We start from the raw sequence: 14,920 nt of genomic DNA, 5'->3' as shown, positions 1-14,920 counted from the left end.
CTAGTGTGCCCGGCATGACCTCTCCCGACGTCCTCGTGCGGGTCGCCACGGCCCGTGGGGTGACCACCCTCACCCTGGACAGCCCACACAACCGCAACGCGCTCTCCACCGCCCTGATGACCCAGTTGCTGGCCGGGCTGGCGGACGCGGTGGCCGACGAGGCGGTCCGAGCGGTAGTGCTCGACCACACCGGCCCGGTTTTCTGCTCCGGGGCGGACCTGAAGGAAACCGCCATGGCGTACGCCAGCGGGACGGTTCCGGCCGGCATGTTGGGTGATGTGCTCGCCGCGGTCTGGGAGTGCCCGAAGCCCGTGCTGGCTCGGGTGGCCGGGCCGGCGCGGGCCGGTGGGCTCGGCCTGATCGCCGCCGCCGACCTGGCCGTCTGCGCCGACGAGGCGACGTTCGCGTTCACCGAGGTCCGCATCGGGGTGATCCCGGCGGTGATCTCGGCGACCGTGCTGCCCCGGCTGCACCCCCGCGCCGCCGCCGAGCTGTACCTGACCGGCGACACCTTCGACGGTCGCCGGGCCGCCGAGATCGGCCTGGTCACGGCGTCGGTCCCGGCGGACGGGCTGGACGACGCGGTGCGCGGCTACTGCGACTCGCTGGTGCGCGGCGCGCCGGGCGCGTTGGCCGGCGCGAAGGATCTGCTGCGCCGGCCGGCCACCGCCGAGCTGCGTGCCGAGCTGGCCCGGCTCTCCGCCGTCTCGACCGGTTACTTCCTGTCCGACGAGGGACGCGAGGGGGTCACCGCGTTCCGCGACAAACGTCCGGCGCGCTGGGTGCCCGCTCAGGACGACTGAGGATCAGGGGCGCCGCCGGGAGCCGCGGCGCCCATGCTCGGGTCACCAGGCGGTCGCGCCGCCGTCGACCGGGTAGTTCGCCCCGGTGATGTACGACGCCCGGTCCGAGGCGAGGAAGACCACCAGCTCGACGACCTCCTCGGGGCGCGCGAAGCGCTTGAGCAGCGTCTTGGCGGTGATGGCGTCCCGGGCCTCCTGGTTGTCACCGAGGTCGCGTTCGCTGGCCGGGGTGAGGGTGGGCCCGGGGCTGACCGCCACGGCGCGGATCCCGTGCGGGGCGCCTTCGAGCGCGAGCTGTCGGGTCATCCCGATGATGCCGGCGTTCGCGGCGGTGTGACCGACCATCGGCGGCACGTGGCCGCCGATCGTCCCGGCCATGGAGGCGGCGCTGATGATGACGCCGCCGCCGCGCCGGACCAGGTGCGGCCAGGCGAACTTCGACACGAAGTACGGAATGTCGAGTTCCCCGGTGATGGTGTAGCGCCAGTCCGCCACGGAGAAGTCGGGCATCGGGCCGAAGCGGAGCGCTGCCGCGTTGTTGTAGACCACGTCCAGCCCGCCGTAGGCGGCGGCAGCGTCGTCGACGAGCGTGCGTACCTGTTCGGGGTCGGTGAGGTCGACCGGCGCGATGCCGGTCATCTCGCCCCCGGCGCGGCGGACGAGGTCGACCGTCTCGTCGTTCGCGGCGACCTGGAGGTCGGCCCCGACGACCTTCGCGCCCTCCCGGGCGAAGGTCAGCGCCGCGACGCGGCCCAGACCACCCCCGGTGCCGGTGATCAGCACGACCTTGCCGTCAAGCGTTCCCATGACACTCCTCCTCGTTCGGTGACCGACTCGCCCAGGTGGTGGCGGTCGGTCGGATTGACATGTCAACAGGGATAAGTCCTTGACTGGTCAATCGCTTCCCGTCGTCGCGCACCCGGTGACACTCCCGACAGGCCGGCACCCGGCACGTGACAGAACCAGCGAGCAGGTGAGATCGCCACCGAAGCGGGAACGTCGCCAACCGGTACGCGACAACGGAGCCGACCCGAACCGGTCCGAGGCGCCCGAGTCGGGCCCGAACCGCTCGGACGACCCGGAGGGGGCGTGCGGGGACGTACGCTTGGCGGACTGTCGATCTGGGGGTGTGGGTGCGAACTCGGGCAACCGTGGCGGGTGGAGTGGTGCTCATCCTCGTCGCCGTGATCGCGATCTGGCTCGTCGTACGGCAGGTCGGCGACAACCTCACGCTGCCGCTGGTGGCGCGGAAGTGCACGGTGCAGGCCGATGGTCGGGTCGCGCTGGACGCCGACCAGATGGCAAACGCGGCGACCATCGCGGCGATCGGCGCGAAGCGTGGCATGCCCGAGCGGGCCGTCGTTGTCGCGCTCGCCACCGCGTACCAGGAGTCCGGGTTGCGCAACCTCGCCGACGGCGACCGCGACTCGGTCGGCCTGTTCCAGCAGCGACCGAGCCAGGGCTGGGGCACCCCGGCGCAGATCCGCGATCCGCGCTACGCGGCCAACCGGTTCTACGCGGCCCTCAAGAAGGTGCGCGGCTGGGAGAAGATGCGCGTCACCGATGCCGCCCAGCGGGTGCAGCGCTCGGCGTTCCCCGAGGCGTACCAGAAGTGGGCCGACGACTCCGAGGTGCTCAGCCGGGCACTGCTCGGCGACGCCAGCGGCGCTGTCGCCTGCACCGTGGGGCGCACCCCGGCGATGTACGGCGCGGCTGCGGCGGCGCAGCTGACCCGCAACCTGGTGCTGGACTGGGGATTGAAGGGCACCGACCCGACCGACCCGACGGGGTTGGCGGTCACCCCGGGCGACCAACGCGACGGCTGGCGGTACGCGCACTGGCTGGTGTCACACGCCCAGGACCACGGGGTGAAGCGGGTTCGCTTCGGCAACCTGGAGTGGACCGCGCGCAACGGCTCGTGGGGCCGGGTGGACGGGCAGCAGAGCCCGGCCGGTCAGGTGGTGGCCGAGGTGTTCAACGAGGGTTGACCCGACCCGGATCTCCTAACCGGCAGTGACCGCACAATCCGGCAAAATGCATTAAACCCGGCTATTGATCGCCTTGATCTCACTCTGTGCGTTTCTCTCGCTGCGTGGGGTCCCACTGCGACCCAATCCCCCAACACACCCTCCCCGATGCCTGGGCCACCGCGTTACGATCGGCGGCCTGTGCCAGAAAAGGTTTCACCTCATGGGGAGGGGTACGACGCGGTGTTCGATTACGGCGACCGGACCGGTTACGAACCGATCAGCGACATTGACCGCAAGGAGTTCCACGAGCAGGGTTTCCTCCTGCTGCGCAACGTCCTGACCGAGGACCACCGGGCGGCGCTGGAGGCGGCGGTCGACCGCGTCTACGCGGAGGAGCAGGCGAAGGGCACCACCAAGAAGGACGGCACCCTGCACCTGCTGGGCTTCCTGGAGCGCGACGAGCTCTTCGGTGAGCTGCTGACCCACCCGATCGCCTTCCCGTACATGTGGGGGCTGGCCGGCTGGAACATCTACACCCACCACAACCACCTGGACGTCACCCCGCCGGCCGCCGAGCCGGAGAAGCCGTACTGGGGTTGGCACCAGGACGGGTACCGGCAGAACTCCGACCCGGAGACGATGGACCCGAACCTGCCCCGGCCGATGTTCTCGCTGAAGGTCGCGTACGTGCTGTCGGACCTGTCCGAGACCGGCCGTGGCGCCACCAAGGTCATCCCGGGCAGCCACCTGTGGAACTCGCTGGACCGTCCCAAGGACCTCAGCGTGCACAACCCGGACCCGGAGGGCACGGTGGAGATCACCGCCAACCCGGGCGACGCGTTCATCTTCGACCGCCGGCAGTGGCACTCGCGCTCGACGAACCTGTCGACCATCACCCGCAAGATGCTCTTCGTCGGCTACACCTACCGGTGGATCCGTCCGCTGGACGAGCTGCACCCCGACGTGAACGGCGAGTGGTACCGCAACCGCACCCCGGTGCAGCGCCAGCTGATCGGTGAGGGCACCCACACCGCCAACTACTGGGGCATCAACTGGGACGGGTACGTCGACGACGAGATCCCGCTGCGCAAGGAGCTCAAGGAGCGCGGTCTGCTCGACCGCAGCATCCCCTGGCTGCGCTGATCACCTGCGTCTGAGAACGGCCCCCGCCACCGCTGGCGGGGGCCGTTCCCGTATCCGCTTCCGGGCCACCGGGCGCCGCGGTGTCGGTAGCGTGACGGGTAGGCAGAGCCGGGGCGCAGCGCCTGGCCGGGGCGCGGGGTGGCACAGGAGGCAGCCGCAGTGACGTCCGCTCCGCTCCCCCGGATCCTCCGCCGTCGCGGCGAGCCGGAATACCCGACCTTCCTGGAACTCTTCTTCGACCTGGTCTACATCTTCCTGCTCTCCCGGCTCTCCGCCAGCCTGGGCGAGGACCTCACCGTACGGAACGCGGCGCAGACCGCCGTCCTGCTGCTGGCCGCCTGGTGGGTCTGGGTGCTCACGGCGTGGCTCACCGACCTGTTCGACCCCCGACTGCCGATCATCCAGGCGACCGTCCTGCTGGTCATGCTCGGCACCCTGCTGATGGCGATCGCGACACCGCACGCCTTCGGCAGGTACGGGTGGCTCTTCGTCGCCGCGTACTTCGGCATCCACCTGGTCCGCGACGCCGTCCTGATCCCCGGCACCCGGGTCAATCGTCCGATCCAGGCCCGGAGCATCAGGGTCTTCTTCTGGTTCGGCGTGACCGTGGCGCCCTGGGTGGCCGGGGTGTTCGTGGACGGGACGGCTCGGCTGGCGCTCTGGTCGCTCGCGGTGGTGGTCGACCTCGGCTCGGCACGGTTCGGCTGGCCGACGCCGGGGCTGGGGCGCACCGAACTCGCCAGCCAGATCTTCACCGGGGTGCACCTCTCCGAGCGGCACCGGGCGATCTTCATCGTCGCGCTCGGCGAGTTGATCCTGAGCACCGGCATGGGGCTGGCCGGCAGCGGGTTCACCGCCGGTCAGGTGACCGCGAGCGCAGTCGCGTTCGTCAGCGCGGTCCTGCTGTTCCAGCTCTACTTCCAGCGCGTCCAGCGGATCCTGGCCCCACCGAGCGTCACGACCGTGGAGAGGGTCCGCTCCGGCACCTCCACCTCGTACACGCACCTGGTGATGGTGGCCGGGGTGGTGTTGGTCTCGACCGGCACCTCGATGGTCATCGCTCGGCCGTCCGGTCACACCCCGGTGGATGTGATGGTTGCCATCCTCGGCGGCCCGGCGCTGTTCCTGCTCGGCAGCGTGCTGTTCGATGCCGTCGTGACGGCCCGGATTCTCTGGTCCCGGGTGCTGGCGATCGTGCTGCTGGCGGGCGTGTTGCTGGGCGCGCTTGTCGCGCCCGGCGCGTTCCGGCTGCCGCCGTTGACAGTCCTGGTGGTGGCGAACCTGGTCCTGCTGCTCACCCTGGCCGGGGAAGGCCTGGCTGCACGGCGCAGACCGGCCGAGGTCATCACGGCGGCCCGATGAGAGGTCGCCCCACCGGCCGCGCGGAGTCTCACCCCAGCATCGGCGGCGCCGGGGTACGGGTGTGTCGTCGGGTGCTGGCCAGGTTCGCCACGGCGATCAGGGCCAGCACGATCATGGCGAGCAGGGCGACCAGGATCGGCGGCAGCACGGGCGTGGCCGGCGCCAGGCACCCCAGCAGCACCACGCCGGCCAGCCGGGAGCGCGAGATGCGTCCGAACACGGTGAAATCGAGGAGGCCCCGGCCGAGCAGGTACAACGCGGGGCTGCCGAGGATGACAGCGGCCCACGACGGCGGGGTCTCGCCCAACGGTCGATTCACCACGAGGTCGCTGGTGACCGCCGCGCCGGCGATGCCGGCCACCATGATCAGATGGGTGATCGCGGCGGACTGGGTGAACAACGCCGGGTCGGTCGACCGGACGATCGCGTCGGTCAGCAGCTCACCGGCGCGGTAGATGTAGATCCGCCACATCAGCACCACCGTGCTGAACACCACGAGCAGCGCCCAGGCGCTCTCCAGCGTGTACTCGCTCCTGCTGAAGGTCGTCCCGGTCACGAAGATCGACACCCCGAGCGCGATGATGACGAACTGCCGGTAGCGCTCGGCCACCCGCGCGTGGACCAGCCGCCAGTCCCGGGGTCGTGAGCGACCGATCAGGGGCAGCGGCCAGCCGCACACCGCCCCGACGTACTCGACGACGACCGCGAGCGCCCAGATCGGCAGCTGGCCCGAGCCGCCCACGAGCGCCCCGCCGATCCATCCGACGGCGGTGATGGACTTCCAGGTCTGGATCCGGATCGTCGAACGCCGCAGGGGCCAGCCCTTCGAGACGACAACGGCGTAGTAGGCGGTGGTGCTGAGGGGAATGATCACGAAGGTGATCGCGAAGAGCAGCGCACGATCGCCGTACGCGTCGGCCGCGGTCGCCGCCAACAGCAGACTGGCCGCCGCCACCCAGATGAGATGCCCCTGCCCTGATGGACGGGTCAGGTCGATGGTGTCCGCCGTCCACACGGTGAGCGCCCAGATCATCGTGAACGCGAGCAGCAGCACCAACGCCTCGGCGAGGCCGGTCCAGGTCAGGTCGTTGGCGAGCATGTTCGCCAGAGTGACCAGCGCGAAGACGTAGACGAGGTCGAAGAAGAGTTCCAGAAACGCCGGACGTTCCAGGTCCGGATCGGTGGGTGCCGCTGCCGTGGCGCCGCCATCCGTTGCCATCGACATCGCGCTCCACCCGGCCTCCACCGCACGCCCCCAAAGGGGACAATACGGGCAACGGCTCGGGCTCGGCCCTGTCATCCGTTTCTTACCGTCCGCCGGTCACCCCGACACTGGCGTGTCGTCCCGGCGGCACGGGACGGTCAGGTGACGTCCCGGCGCAGGGGCAGCAACACGGCGATCGCCGAGGCGGCCACCGCGTACGCGGTGAGCAGGAGAGCCCCGGCCGCCGGTGGGAGGAGGTGGACGGCGCCGCTGCCGAGTTCCGCGGAGATGGCGTCGGCGACGTAGGTGAAATCGGTGAGCGCGGCGGTGGCTCCGCCGGGGAGGATCGGGTACAGCGTGTTGACGCCCGGGATCATCATCAGCACCGGCTCCCCCACGTACAGATAGCCGGTCACGACACACAGCGCCGCGATCTGGTGGTGGACGAGGGCGCCCACCCCGGCCCCGAGGAGCAGGTAGACCACCATCGCGACGGCGATACGGCCGAGCAGCGCCAGCACTGTGGTGGCTGGCAGACCGAGTGCGACGCCGCGGGCGGCGGCGACGGCGAACAGCGCCACCGCGGCGGTGCCCGCGAGGACGAGCCCATAGGCGAGACCGACCACCGCGTACGTGGCGAGTTTGGCGGCGAGCACCCGCCCACGGCGCGGCGCGAACAGGAAGGTGACCGCGGCGGTGTGGTGTCGGTGCTCGGAGGTGACCGCGAGGGCCCCGGCTGCGGCCGGCACGAACGCGGTGTAGCCGAGGATGCCGAGGATCGCGCGGAGGCCGGCCTCGGTGTCCAGACCGGGCATCGGCGGGTCGAAGTTCTCCGGCCCCGCCAGCGCCATGGCCCCGAACATGCCGCCGCCCAGCGCAGCGGCGGCGAGCAGCAGGCCGCCCCACATCCGGGTGGCCAGCAGCCTGCGGAACTCCGCTCTGATCAGGAGGTTCATCAGCTGACCGCCTTGTCCCTGGTGAGGTGGAGGAAGAGTTCTTCGAGGCTGGTGGTCTCGACGACCAGCTCGTGCACCCGCACGTGATGGGCGGCGGCGAGGTCGGCGAGGCCCGGCGCGTCCAGCCCCCGTACCCGCAGCCGGTCGGGCCCGGCGGCTTCGACGTGCGGTGCCGGGCCGCCGTTGGCGGGGCCGGCCGTCAGGACGGCAGCGAGCGCGGCCGCGTCGGGTGAGGTGACCAGCACCGCCGGCGGGCCGGCGAGCTGGGAACAGGGCCCGGCGGCGACGAGTTCGCCACGCCGGATCACCACGACGTCATCCACGAGCTGCTGGATCTCGCCGAGCGCGTGGCTGGAGATCAGGACGGTGCGGCCCTCGTCGGCGAACTGGCGCAGGAAGCCGCGTAGCCATGACACGCCTTCCGGGTCCAGGCCGTTGCCGGGCTCGTCCAGCAGCAGGACGCGGGGGTCGCCGAGCAACGCTGTGGCGAGGTTGAGCCGCTGCCGCATGCCCGTGGAGAATCCTCGGGTGCGCCGGTGTGCGGCCTCGGCGAGGCCGAGCATGTCGAGCAGGTCGGTGACGCGGCTGTCCGGGTATCCGCCCATCGCGGCGTAGACGCGCAGGTGGTCACGGGCGGTGTGTCCACTGTGGAACGCGTTGGCGTCGAACACGGCGCCGACCGTGCGCGACGGCCGGGCCAGTTGGCCGTACGTCCGCCCGCCGATCGTGGCGGTGCCACCGGTCGGCGACACCAGCCCGGTCATCATGCGCATCGTGGTGGTCTTGCCGGCGCCGTTCGGGCCGAGGAACCCGGTGATCACGCCGGGTCGCACGGTGAAGCTCAGATCACGCACGGCGGTGACGTCACCGAAGCGCTTCGTCAGGCGCGACACCTCGATCGCGAGGTGGTCGCCGGTCACGCGCGGGCCGCCATGGCACGCGTGATCGCCTCCACGAGGCCCGGCGCGGCGGGGCTGGAGAGCACCACCTCGTCGAACTCGCCGTCGACCGCCGCCCGGTCCAGAACGAGGTGCAGCCCTGGTTCCGCCCGGCGGGCCGCCACGAGCTGCCGAGGACCCCCGTACAGGCCCCACACTCCGATCTTGGCGAAGCCGGACACCACGTATCCGCGGCGTGCGCCACGGGCCAGGCGGAGCGGGCTGTCCACCAGGGCGACGTGCCGCACTGCGGTGAGGGGCGGTGCGAACCGCTCCCGCCCGACCCAGACCCGCTCCCATCCGGTGAATCGAATGTCGATCACATCGTTGGTCACCATGACCGATGCCATCAGTCTTCCCCTCTCGTCGTGTCGGAGTCGTCAGTCGACGCGGGTGCGCGCCTGTCGGCCGTCGGCAGATCGGTGGGCAGCAGGACGGTCGCCAACAGTCGCGGTATCCGCCCGCCGCCGGGTTGGTTGCCGAGCAACGGGCCCACCAGTGCGTTGAACCCGGCGGCGAACTCGCCCAGTTCGGCGTCGGTGAGGTGCAGCACGAGTTGCTGGTAGCCCACGCCGTCGGCGGTGAAGTCGATCCGCTCCCGGGTGAGATAGCGGGAGAACTCCGACAGCAGGCTCGACATGAACGCCGTGAAGTAACGGGCGTGATCCTCCCGCGTAGCTGTGGCGAGGGCCGCAGGGTCGAGCGTCGCGCCGCGCGCGGGCAGCGCGTACACCCGCTCGACAGCACCGCGCACCCTGCGTTCATCGATCACCTCGACCAGCCCGGCCTTTACCAGGATCGCCAGGTGCCGGTACATCGTGGCCTGGGGGACATCGGGCAGCAGCTCAAGCAGGCCCTGCGTGGTCAGGCGGGTGCCCGCGACCGCACGCAGGATCCGGATCCGCACCGGGTGCAGCGCCAGGTCCGCCCAGCGTTCTCTCGACATCTCCACGCCCGAACGTTATCACTATTGATAGTGATAACAAAGCGTGGCGTTCCACCCGGGTCGCCCTTCGGCCCTCGATGTCAGCTACGGGTGGCGAGACGCCGGCGGACCTTGTCCCGGATCGACTCCGGCAGGTCGGGTGCCTCCAGCAGGCGGGGCAGCAGCTCCGGCTCCAGGGTGGTGGCCCGGAACACCTCACCGATGGTCACCCCGTGCGCGGGCCGGTCCACCACGTCGACCGGGTCACCCGGCCCCACCTCCCCCTCGCGAAGCACCCGCAGGTAGGCACCGGGCAGCGCCCGGACGGTGAACCGCTTGATCAGATCCGGTACCCCCCAGAAGCCGGCGAAGGTGGCGCACGGCGTTCGCGGCTTGGTCACCTGGAGCACTGCCGATCCGACCTGCCACTGCTCACCGATCACCGCGCCGGTCAGGTCCACCGCGTACGTGGTGAGGTTCTCGCCGAAGCCGCCGGGCCCGATACCGCGCCCCAGTTCGGTGGCCCACCAGGCGGCGTCCTCTTCCGCGTAGGCGTAGACCGCCTGGTCCTCGCCCCCGTGGTGGGCCCGCTCGCCGATGAAGTCGCCAACCACCCCGTCGACGCGGAACAGCACAGGCGAGTCCACCGACCGCTTGTCGATGCCGCTGCGCCCGCTCGCGTCGCCGGCCCACTCCGCCTCGGTCACCACGCCGAGGTTCACCGCTGCCACCCTGCCCGTCATGACGGTCAGCCTAGCGGGGGCCGGCAGGGTCGACCCGCCTTCAAGATCGTCTACCGGTACCGGGGCGACCCTCAGCCCTTGACGGCGCCGGCCACCAGACCGGAGACCATCCGACGCTGCACCAGCAGGAAGAAGATGATGACCGGCAGGGTGAACAGGGTGGACGCGGCCATCACCGGACCCCAGTTGGTGTCGTCGCGACCGAAGAAGAAGGTCATCGCCACCGGCAGCGTGTAGCTGCCCTGGTCGTTGATGAACGTCAACGCGAAGATCAGCTCGTTCCACGCGGTGATGAAGGAGAAGATGCTGGTGGCCACCAGGCCGGGCGCGACCAGCGGGAAGAGCACCCGGCGGAAGGTCTGGGCCCGGCTGGCCCCGTCGATCGCCGCCGCCTCCTCCAGCTCCTTCGGCACCGCCGCGACGAAGCCGCGCAGCATCCAGACCGCGAACGGCAGCGAGAAACCCAGGTACGTGAGGATCAGGCTGGGCAGGGTGTTGTAGAGCCCCAGCCGCTGGATCATCAGGAACAGCGGGATGACCAACGCCTCCAGCGGGATCATCTGCACCACCAGCAGCATGATCAGAAAGCTGGTCCGCAGCTTGAAGCGGAACCGGGCCACAGCTGTCGCGGCGAGCAACGCCACCAGACCGCTGAGCACCACCGTCGAGACGGCGACGAGTGCGCTGTTGAGGAAGAAGTCGAGGAAGCTGACACCGGGGATCAGGTTGCCGGTCAGGATCTCCCGGTAGTGCTCAAGCGTCGGGTGGGTCGGCACCGGCTGCGGGGTGGCCGAGAAGATCTCTCTGCTCGGCTTCAGCGAGGTGGAGATCATCCAGTAGACCGGGAACGCCGCGAAGAGCGCGACCAGCAGCCCGGCGCCGTTGAGGGCGACCTTCTTCACGACTCGTCCTCCTGCCTGAGCACCATGCGTACGTAGAAGCCGGTGACCACCAACAGGATCAGCGTGAGGATGACCGCGATGGCCGCGCCGAGCCCGTACTTCGGCGGCGGAGAGAACGCTTCGGCGTACGAGTAGATGGCGAGCATGAACGTCGGCCGGTCCTGGGTGCCGCCGGCCAGCACGAACTGCTGGGTGAAGACCTTGAAGTCCCAGATCGTGGAGAGCACGATCAGGATTCCGAAGACCGGGCGCAGCAACGGAAAGGTGATCTTCCAGAAGACCCGCCACGGGCTGGCGCCGTCCACCCGGGCCGCCTCGTGCAGCTCACTCGGCACGCTCTTCAGCCCGGCGAGCACGCTCACCGCGATGAACGGGAACGAGTGCCAGACCACCACCAGCGTGAGGATGGCGAAGAAGAGCAGTGGCGAGTTGAACCAGCCGTAGCCGGTCCAGTCGCTGCGCCCGAACAGGCCGTTCGAGAGCCCGTCCGGCAGCGCGTTGAACAACCAGGTGACCAGGCCGCTCGTATCGTCGAAGATCCACTTCCAGACGATGGTGCCGGTCAGCGCAGGCGTGGCCCAGGCGAGCATCACGCAGCTCGCCACGAACGTCGCCATCTTGCGACCGAGCCGGTTGAGCAGCAACCCCACCAGGGTGCCGAGCACCATCGTGAGCAGCACATTGGCCGCGGCGAACAGCACCGTGTTGCGCAGCACGGTCAGGAAGAACGGATCGGAGAGAATGTCGGTGTAGTTACCGAGCCCCACCCACGGCCACTCCCGATCGCCGCGTAGTTGCCGGACGCTGTTCAGCCGGTAGAAGGACATCACCACCACCTGGCCGAGCGGCCAGAGCAGCAGCACCCCGATGATCAGCAGGGCGGGCAGGAGCAGCAGGTAGGGCAGGCGGTCCACCCGGCGACGGCGCCGCGCGGGGGTGTCCCGCGCGGCGGCCGCCTCCGGCACCTCGGTCAGCGTGCTCACTTGGCGTTGAGGATGCTTTCCATCTCGGTGGCCGCGTCGGCGGTGGCCTTCTCGACCGTCTTCTGACCCTTCATCACCGAGCTGTTCATCGCCTGGGTCACCGTCTTCGTCCGGCTGACCTCCACCCACTTCGGGGTGAGCGGCGTGAGCTTGGTGTTCTGCATCGTGGTGGCGAACGCCGCCATCACCTTGTCGTTCGCGTACGCGTCACCGGACACCAGATCCTGGTAGACCGGGAAGAAGCCGAGGCTGCTCGCGAAGCTCTGCGCGTTCTTCTTGTTCAGCAGCACGGTCAGGTAGTCCCAGGCCAGGTCCTGCCGCTCGCTGTCCTTCCAGATCGCCACGTCCGAGCCGCCCGCGAAACCGGGCGCCGCCTTGCCGTCCGGGCCGGGGATCGGGAACGTACCCCAGACCTTCTCGATCTCGGGGTTGTCCTTCTTGATGGCACCCTGCTGCCAGCTGCCGGCGAAGGCCATCGCGGCCTTGCCGGTGGCGAACTGGGTACGCGCGTCGATCTCGTTCCAGCCCGCGGCGGCCGGCGGGGCCACCTTGTGGACGGTCACCAGGTCGGTCCAGAACTTGACCGCCCGCTGCGCCTCCGGCGTGGTGTAGCCGGACTTCCAGGTGCCGCCCTGGTTGCTGGCGATCTCACCGCCGGCTCCCCAGAGGAAGGAGTAGAAGGGCAGCTCGGAGTTGCCCGGCAGGGCGATGCCGTACGTGCCCTTCTTCTTCGCCTGCACGGCCTTGGCCACGCTGACCAGGTCGTCCCAGGTCTTCGGGGGCTGCACGCCAGCCTCGGCGAACCAGTCGGTGCGGTAGTAGATGGCCCGCACACCCGCGTACCAGGGCACGCCGTACTGCTTGCCGTCGAGCTGCGCGTTACGCACCAGGTCGGGCAGCAGGTCCTTGCCGTCCGCCCAGCCACCCATCCGGCTGCTCACGTCGGCGAGCGCCTCCTGGGCGGCCCACCCCTGGGTCTCGGTGTTGCCCAGCTCGGTGATGTCCGGTCCCTCACCGCCGGCGAGCGCGGCCTGGAACTTCTTGGGCGCCTCCAGCCAGGGGATGTACTGCACGACCACATCGGTGTCGGGATGCTTCTGACGGAACTCGGCCTCGACCCCGTCGAGGAAGGAATTCTGCGCGTCCCCGCCCTCGCCCATCATCCAGACCGTGAGCTTGCTGTCGTCGGCCGCGTCGTCGCCGGAGCCCCCACAGCCGGTCAGCACCATCGCGGCCGAGGCCACCATGGCGGTGACCGGGGCCAACCGCTTCCACCTGTTCACGCCACTTCTCCCCTCGCGCCGCCTGGAACTAACCTTCTCCGCCGCACCCTAGTACGGAGAATTCCTTTACGACAGTGGGTGGCGCTGGCCGAAGCGTGGCGAACGTACCGCAGCGCCCCACCGGCGGGCACTCCGACGTCGGGCCAAAGTTGGGCGCTTCAACACGAAAGAGCGCCCGGCGTGGCCGGGCGCTCTTTCGAGTGGTGCTGTCCCACCGGTGGTGGGGTGTTACCAGATGATGCCGGGTCGTTATCGGGTGATGCTGCGGCGGCGACCCACGCCGGCCACCAGCGCGACAGCGATCGCGGCCACCACGACCTGCACCAGCAGCTCGCCCCAGTCGACACCGCTGGTCTCGGTCGCGATGCCGATGGCCCGCGCCAGGACAGTGCCCAGCAGCGCCGCACCGACACCGATCAGCAGGTGCAGCCAGATCGGCATGTTCTGCCGGCCCGGAACGACCAGGCGGCCGAGCGCGCCGACGATGAGACCAACAACGATCGCAGTGATGATGCCCCACACGGTGAGCTCCACGGCCACCCTCCTTCAAGAATGTCTGACACACGGTGCGTGTGCTTCCTGTCGTGACCGTTAATTGCCCGACCCACCCAAATTCCAAACCGACTTCACTCACCAAACGATCACGATCTGGCCGACAGGAGCACGTTCCACCGCCCGCGACCACTGGCCGCGTTCAACAAGGGGTCGCCGCATTCGGCGGTGTCGTCGTTCGACGGAGCTGGCAGAGATCTTGGACAGTTTCCGTTCAGTCTGAACGGAAACTGTCCAAGATCTCTCGATACGGGGCTGCGGCGTGCCAGTGCGGCGACCCGGAACCCCCGGCTCCCCCGGGAACCGAAACGATGACCGCGGTCCGGCTCGCCGCACGCCTGGCAAGTCGCCAGCAGACTCGGGAGGCTGCGCCGCGTAGACCGCGAGCTGCACGCCGCGGACCTTCGGCCGCACAAACAGACATCGGGCCGCCTGCCGAAACGTCGGGCGGAGGCCGTCGCGACGGTACGAAGACGGCGACGCCCACCCGTGGCGGGCGGAACGTCGATGGGCGCCCGACCTGTCGGCCGGGCGCCCATCGATGGTGTCGCTGGTAAGGGTTGGTGCCGTGGTGTTACCGGGTCACGCGGCGGCGGCCACCCACACCGGCCACCAGCGCGACAGCGATCGCCGCGACCACGACCTGCACCAGCAGCTCGCCCCAGTCGACACCGCTCGTCTCGGTCGCGATGCCGATGGCCCGCGCCAGAACGGTGCCCAGCAGTGCCGCACCGATACCGATCAGCATGTGCAGCCAGATCGGCATGTTCTGCCGGCCCGGGACGACCAGACGGCCGAGCGCGCCGACGATGAGACCAACAACGATCGCAGTGATGATGCCCCACACGGTGAACTCCACGGTCGCCCTCCTTCTAAGAATGTCTGACACACGAGCTGTGTGCTTCCTGTCGTGACGGCTAAGTGCCCGGCCCCCCGAAAACCCAAACCGACTCACCCCGAAGAAGAGCGTCGTCCGTCGATGCTCCAGCGGCGCGTCGATTGGCCCGTGGTTGCGTCCACACAGGTAGGAGGCGGTTTCGTCGACCCACCGACCCGACGACAGCGACGGAAAAAATTGCCGCACCGACGGTCGCACCGCCGCACCACAGCGTCGAGCCCCAGCACCCCAACATCCCGCGCCACAGCGCCGACGCTC

At 69.7% G+C, this 14,920-nt stretch carries 16 protein-coding genes; 4 read left to right on the top strand and 12 right to left on the bottom strand.

From position 1 onward, the window contains the following. The first annotated feature begins 14 nt into the window (after window positions 1-14). Window positions 15-803, top strand: a complete 789-nt coding sequence (locus tag ACX27O_RS31660) for an enoyl-CoA hydratase-related protein (protein WP_030336476.1) — start codon at window positions 15-17, stop codon at window positions 801-803. Between the two features lie 42 nt (window positions 804-845). Here ACX27O_RS31660 and ACX27O_RS31655 read toward each other — a convergent pair whose 3' ends face one another. Next, window positions 846-1,610: an SDR family NAD(P)-dependent oxidoreductase gene (locus ACX27O_RS31655; protein ID WP_210862770.1), complete on the bottom strand. Its 765-nt coding sequence runs from the start codon at window positions 1,608-1,610 to the stop codon at window positions 846-848. Between the two features lie 320 nt (window positions 1,611-1,930). On the opposite strand from ACX27O_RS31655, the gene ACX27O_RS31650 reads away from it, so the two are divergent. From ACX27O_RS31650 to ACX27O_RS31640, 3 genes are all read left to right on the top strand, one after another. Beyond that, the gene (locus tag ACX27O_RS31650; RefSeq protein ID WP_458940537.1) at window positions 1,931-2,791 is read left to right on the top strand and encodes a hypothetical protein; all 861 of its coding nucleotides are present in this window, start codon (window positions 1,931-1,933) and stop codon (window positions 2,789-2,791) included. Between the two features lie 222 nt (window positions 2,792-3,013). Then, window positions 3,014-3,916 carry a phytanoyl-CoA dioxygenase family protein gene (locus ACX27O_RS31645; protein WP_030336481.1) on the top strand — a complete coding sequence of 301 codons (903 nt, stop codon included), beginning with the start codon at window positions 3,014-3,016 and terminating at the stop codon, window positions 3,914-3,916. Between the two features lie 159 nt (window positions 3,917-4,075). Continuing rightward, on the top strand, window positions 4,076-5,278 hold the full coding sequence (locus ACX27O_RS31640) for a low temperature requirement protein A (protein ID WP_210866630.1): 1,203 nt from the start codon (window positions 4,076-4,078) through the stop codon (window positions 5,276-5,278). Between the two features lie 28 nt (window positions 5,279-5,306). Here ACX27O_RS31640 and ACX27O_RS31635 read toward each other — a convergent pair whose 3' ends face one another. The 11 genes from ACX27O_RS31635 to ACX27O_RS31585 all read right to left on the bottom strand — a co-directional run bounded on the left by ACX27O_RS31635 (window position 5,307) and on the right by ACX27O_RS31585 (window position 14,623). Then, window positions 5,307-6,497, bottom strand: a complete 1,191-nt coding sequence (locus tag ACX27O_RS31635) for a low temperature requirement protein A (protein WP_458940536.1) — start codon at window positions 6,495-6,497, stop codon at window positions 5,307-5,309. Window positions 6,498-6,640: 143 nt separating this feature from the next. Further along, the gene (locus ACX27O_RS31630) at window positions 6,641-7,438 is read right to left on the bottom strand and encodes an ABC transporter permease (RefSeq protein WP_030336487.1); all 798 of its coding nucleotides are present in this window, start codon (window positions 7,436-7,438) and stop codon (window positions 6,641-6,643) included. Continuing rightward, window positions 7,438-8,358, bottom strand: coding sequence for an ABC transporter ATP-binding protein (locus tag ACX27O_RS31625; protein WP_030336489.1), 921 nt, complete (start codon window positions 8,356-8,358; stop codon window positions 7,438-7,440). Before ACX27O_RS31625 ends, ACX27O_RS31630 begins: the two co-directional genes overlap by 1 nt. Then, window positions 8,355-8,726, bottom strand: a complete 372-nt coding sequence (locus tag ACX27O_RS31620; RefSeq protein ID WP_210857838.1) for a hypothetical protein — start codon at window positions 8,724-8,726, stop codon at window positions 8,355-8,357. The genes ACX27O_RS31625 and ACX27O_RS31620 overlap by 4 nt, the downstream gene beginning before the upstream one ends. Beyond that, window positions 8,726-9,322, bottom strand: a complete 597-nt coding sequence (locus ACX27O_RS31615; RefSeq protein WP_358129794.1) for a helix-turn-helix domain-containing protein — start codon at window positions 9,320-9,322, stop codon at window positions 8,726-8,728. The genes ACX27O_RS31620 and ACX27O_RS31615 overlap by 1 nt, the downstream gene beginning before the upstream one ends. A gap of 80 nt (window positions 9,323-9,402) precedes the next feature. After that, the gene (locus ACX27O_RS31610; RefSeq protein WP_210857839.1) at window positions 9,403-10,044 is read right to left on the bottom strand and encodes an MOSC domain-containing protein; all 642 of its coding nucleotides are present in this window, start codon (window positions 10,042-10,044) and stop codon (window positions 9,403-9,405) included. A gap of 71 nt (window positions 10,045-10,115) precedes the next feature. Then, window positions 10,116-10,946, bottom strand: coding sequence for a carbohydrate ABC transporter permease (locus ACX27O_RS31605; protein WP_030336496.1), 831 nt, complete (start codon window positions 10,944-10,946; stop codon window positions 10,116-10,118). Further along, window positions 10,943-11,929 carry a carbohydrate ABC transporter permease gene (locus ACX27O_RS31600; protein WP_030336498.1) on the bottom strand — a complete coding sequence of 329 codons (987 nt, stop codon included), beginning with the start codon at window positions 11,927-11,929 and terminating at the stop codon, window positions 10,943-10,945. The genes ACX27O_RS31605 and ACX27O_RS31600 overlap by 4 nt, the downstream gene beginning before the upstream one ends. Then, complete coding sequence (locus ACX27O_RS31595) at window positions 11,926-13,212, bottom strand: sugar ABC transporter substrate-binding protein (protein ID WP_030336500.1); 1,287 nt, start codon at window positions 13,210-13,212, stop codon at window positions 11,926-11,928. The genes ACX27O_RS31600 and ACX27O_RS31595 overlap by 4 nt, the downstream gene beginning before the upstream one ends. A gap of 249 nt (window positions 13,213-13,461) precedes the next feature. Further along, a complete protein-coding gene (locus ACX27O_RS31590) occupies window positions 13,462-13,746 on the bottom strand; it encodes a GlsB/YeaQ/YmgE family stress response membrane protein (RefSeq protein ID WP_210857841.1) in 285 nt (94 codons plus the stop codon). Window positions 13,747-14,338: 592 nt separating this feature from the next. Continuing rightward, complete coding sequence (locus ACX27O_RS31585; protein WP_030336503.1) at window positions 14,339-14,623, bottom strand: GlsB/YeaQ/YmgE family stress response membrane protein; 285 nt, start codon at window positions 14,621-14,623, stop codon at window positions 14,339-14,341. Window positions 14,624-14,920: the final 297 nt, after the last annotated feature.

The sequence above is a fragment of the Micromonospora sp. SD19 genome, from assembly GCF_054462275.1.
Note: the sequence above shows the minus strand (reverse complement) of the source record. Positions and strands in the feature narration are given on the sequence as shown.

Bases quoted from the DNA above. Each gene is read 5' to 3' on its own strand.
- ACX27O_RS31630 (WP_030336487.1), bottom strand. From the start codon at position 7,438: ATGAACCTCCTGATCAGAGCGGAGTTCCGCAGGCTGCTGGCCACCCGG.
- ACX27O_RS31615 (WP_358129794.1), bottom strand. From the start codon at position 9,322: ATGTCGAGAGAACGCTGGGCGGACCTGGCGCTGCACCCGGTGCGGATC.
- ACX27O_RS31660 (WP_030336476.1), top strand. From the start codon at position 15: ATGACCTCTCCCGACGTCCTCGTGCGGGTCGCCACGGCCCGTGGGGTG.
- ACX27O_RS31635 (WP_458940536.1), bottom strand. From the start codon at position 6,497: ATGGCAACGGATGGCGGCGCCACGGCAGCGGCACCCACCGATCCGGAC.
- ACX27O_RS31655 (WP_210862770.1), bottom strand. From the start codon at position 1,610: ATGGGAACGCTTGACGGCAAGGTCGTGCTGATCACCGGCACCGGGGGT.
- ACX27O_RS31620 (WP_210857838.1), bottom strand. From the start codon at position 8,726: ATGGCATCGGTCATGGTGACCAACGATGTGATCGACATTCGATTCACC.
- ACX27O_RS31610 (WP_210857839.1), bottom strand. From the start codon at position 10,044: ATGACGGGCAGGGTGGCAGCGGTGAACCTCGGCGTGGTGACCGAGGCG.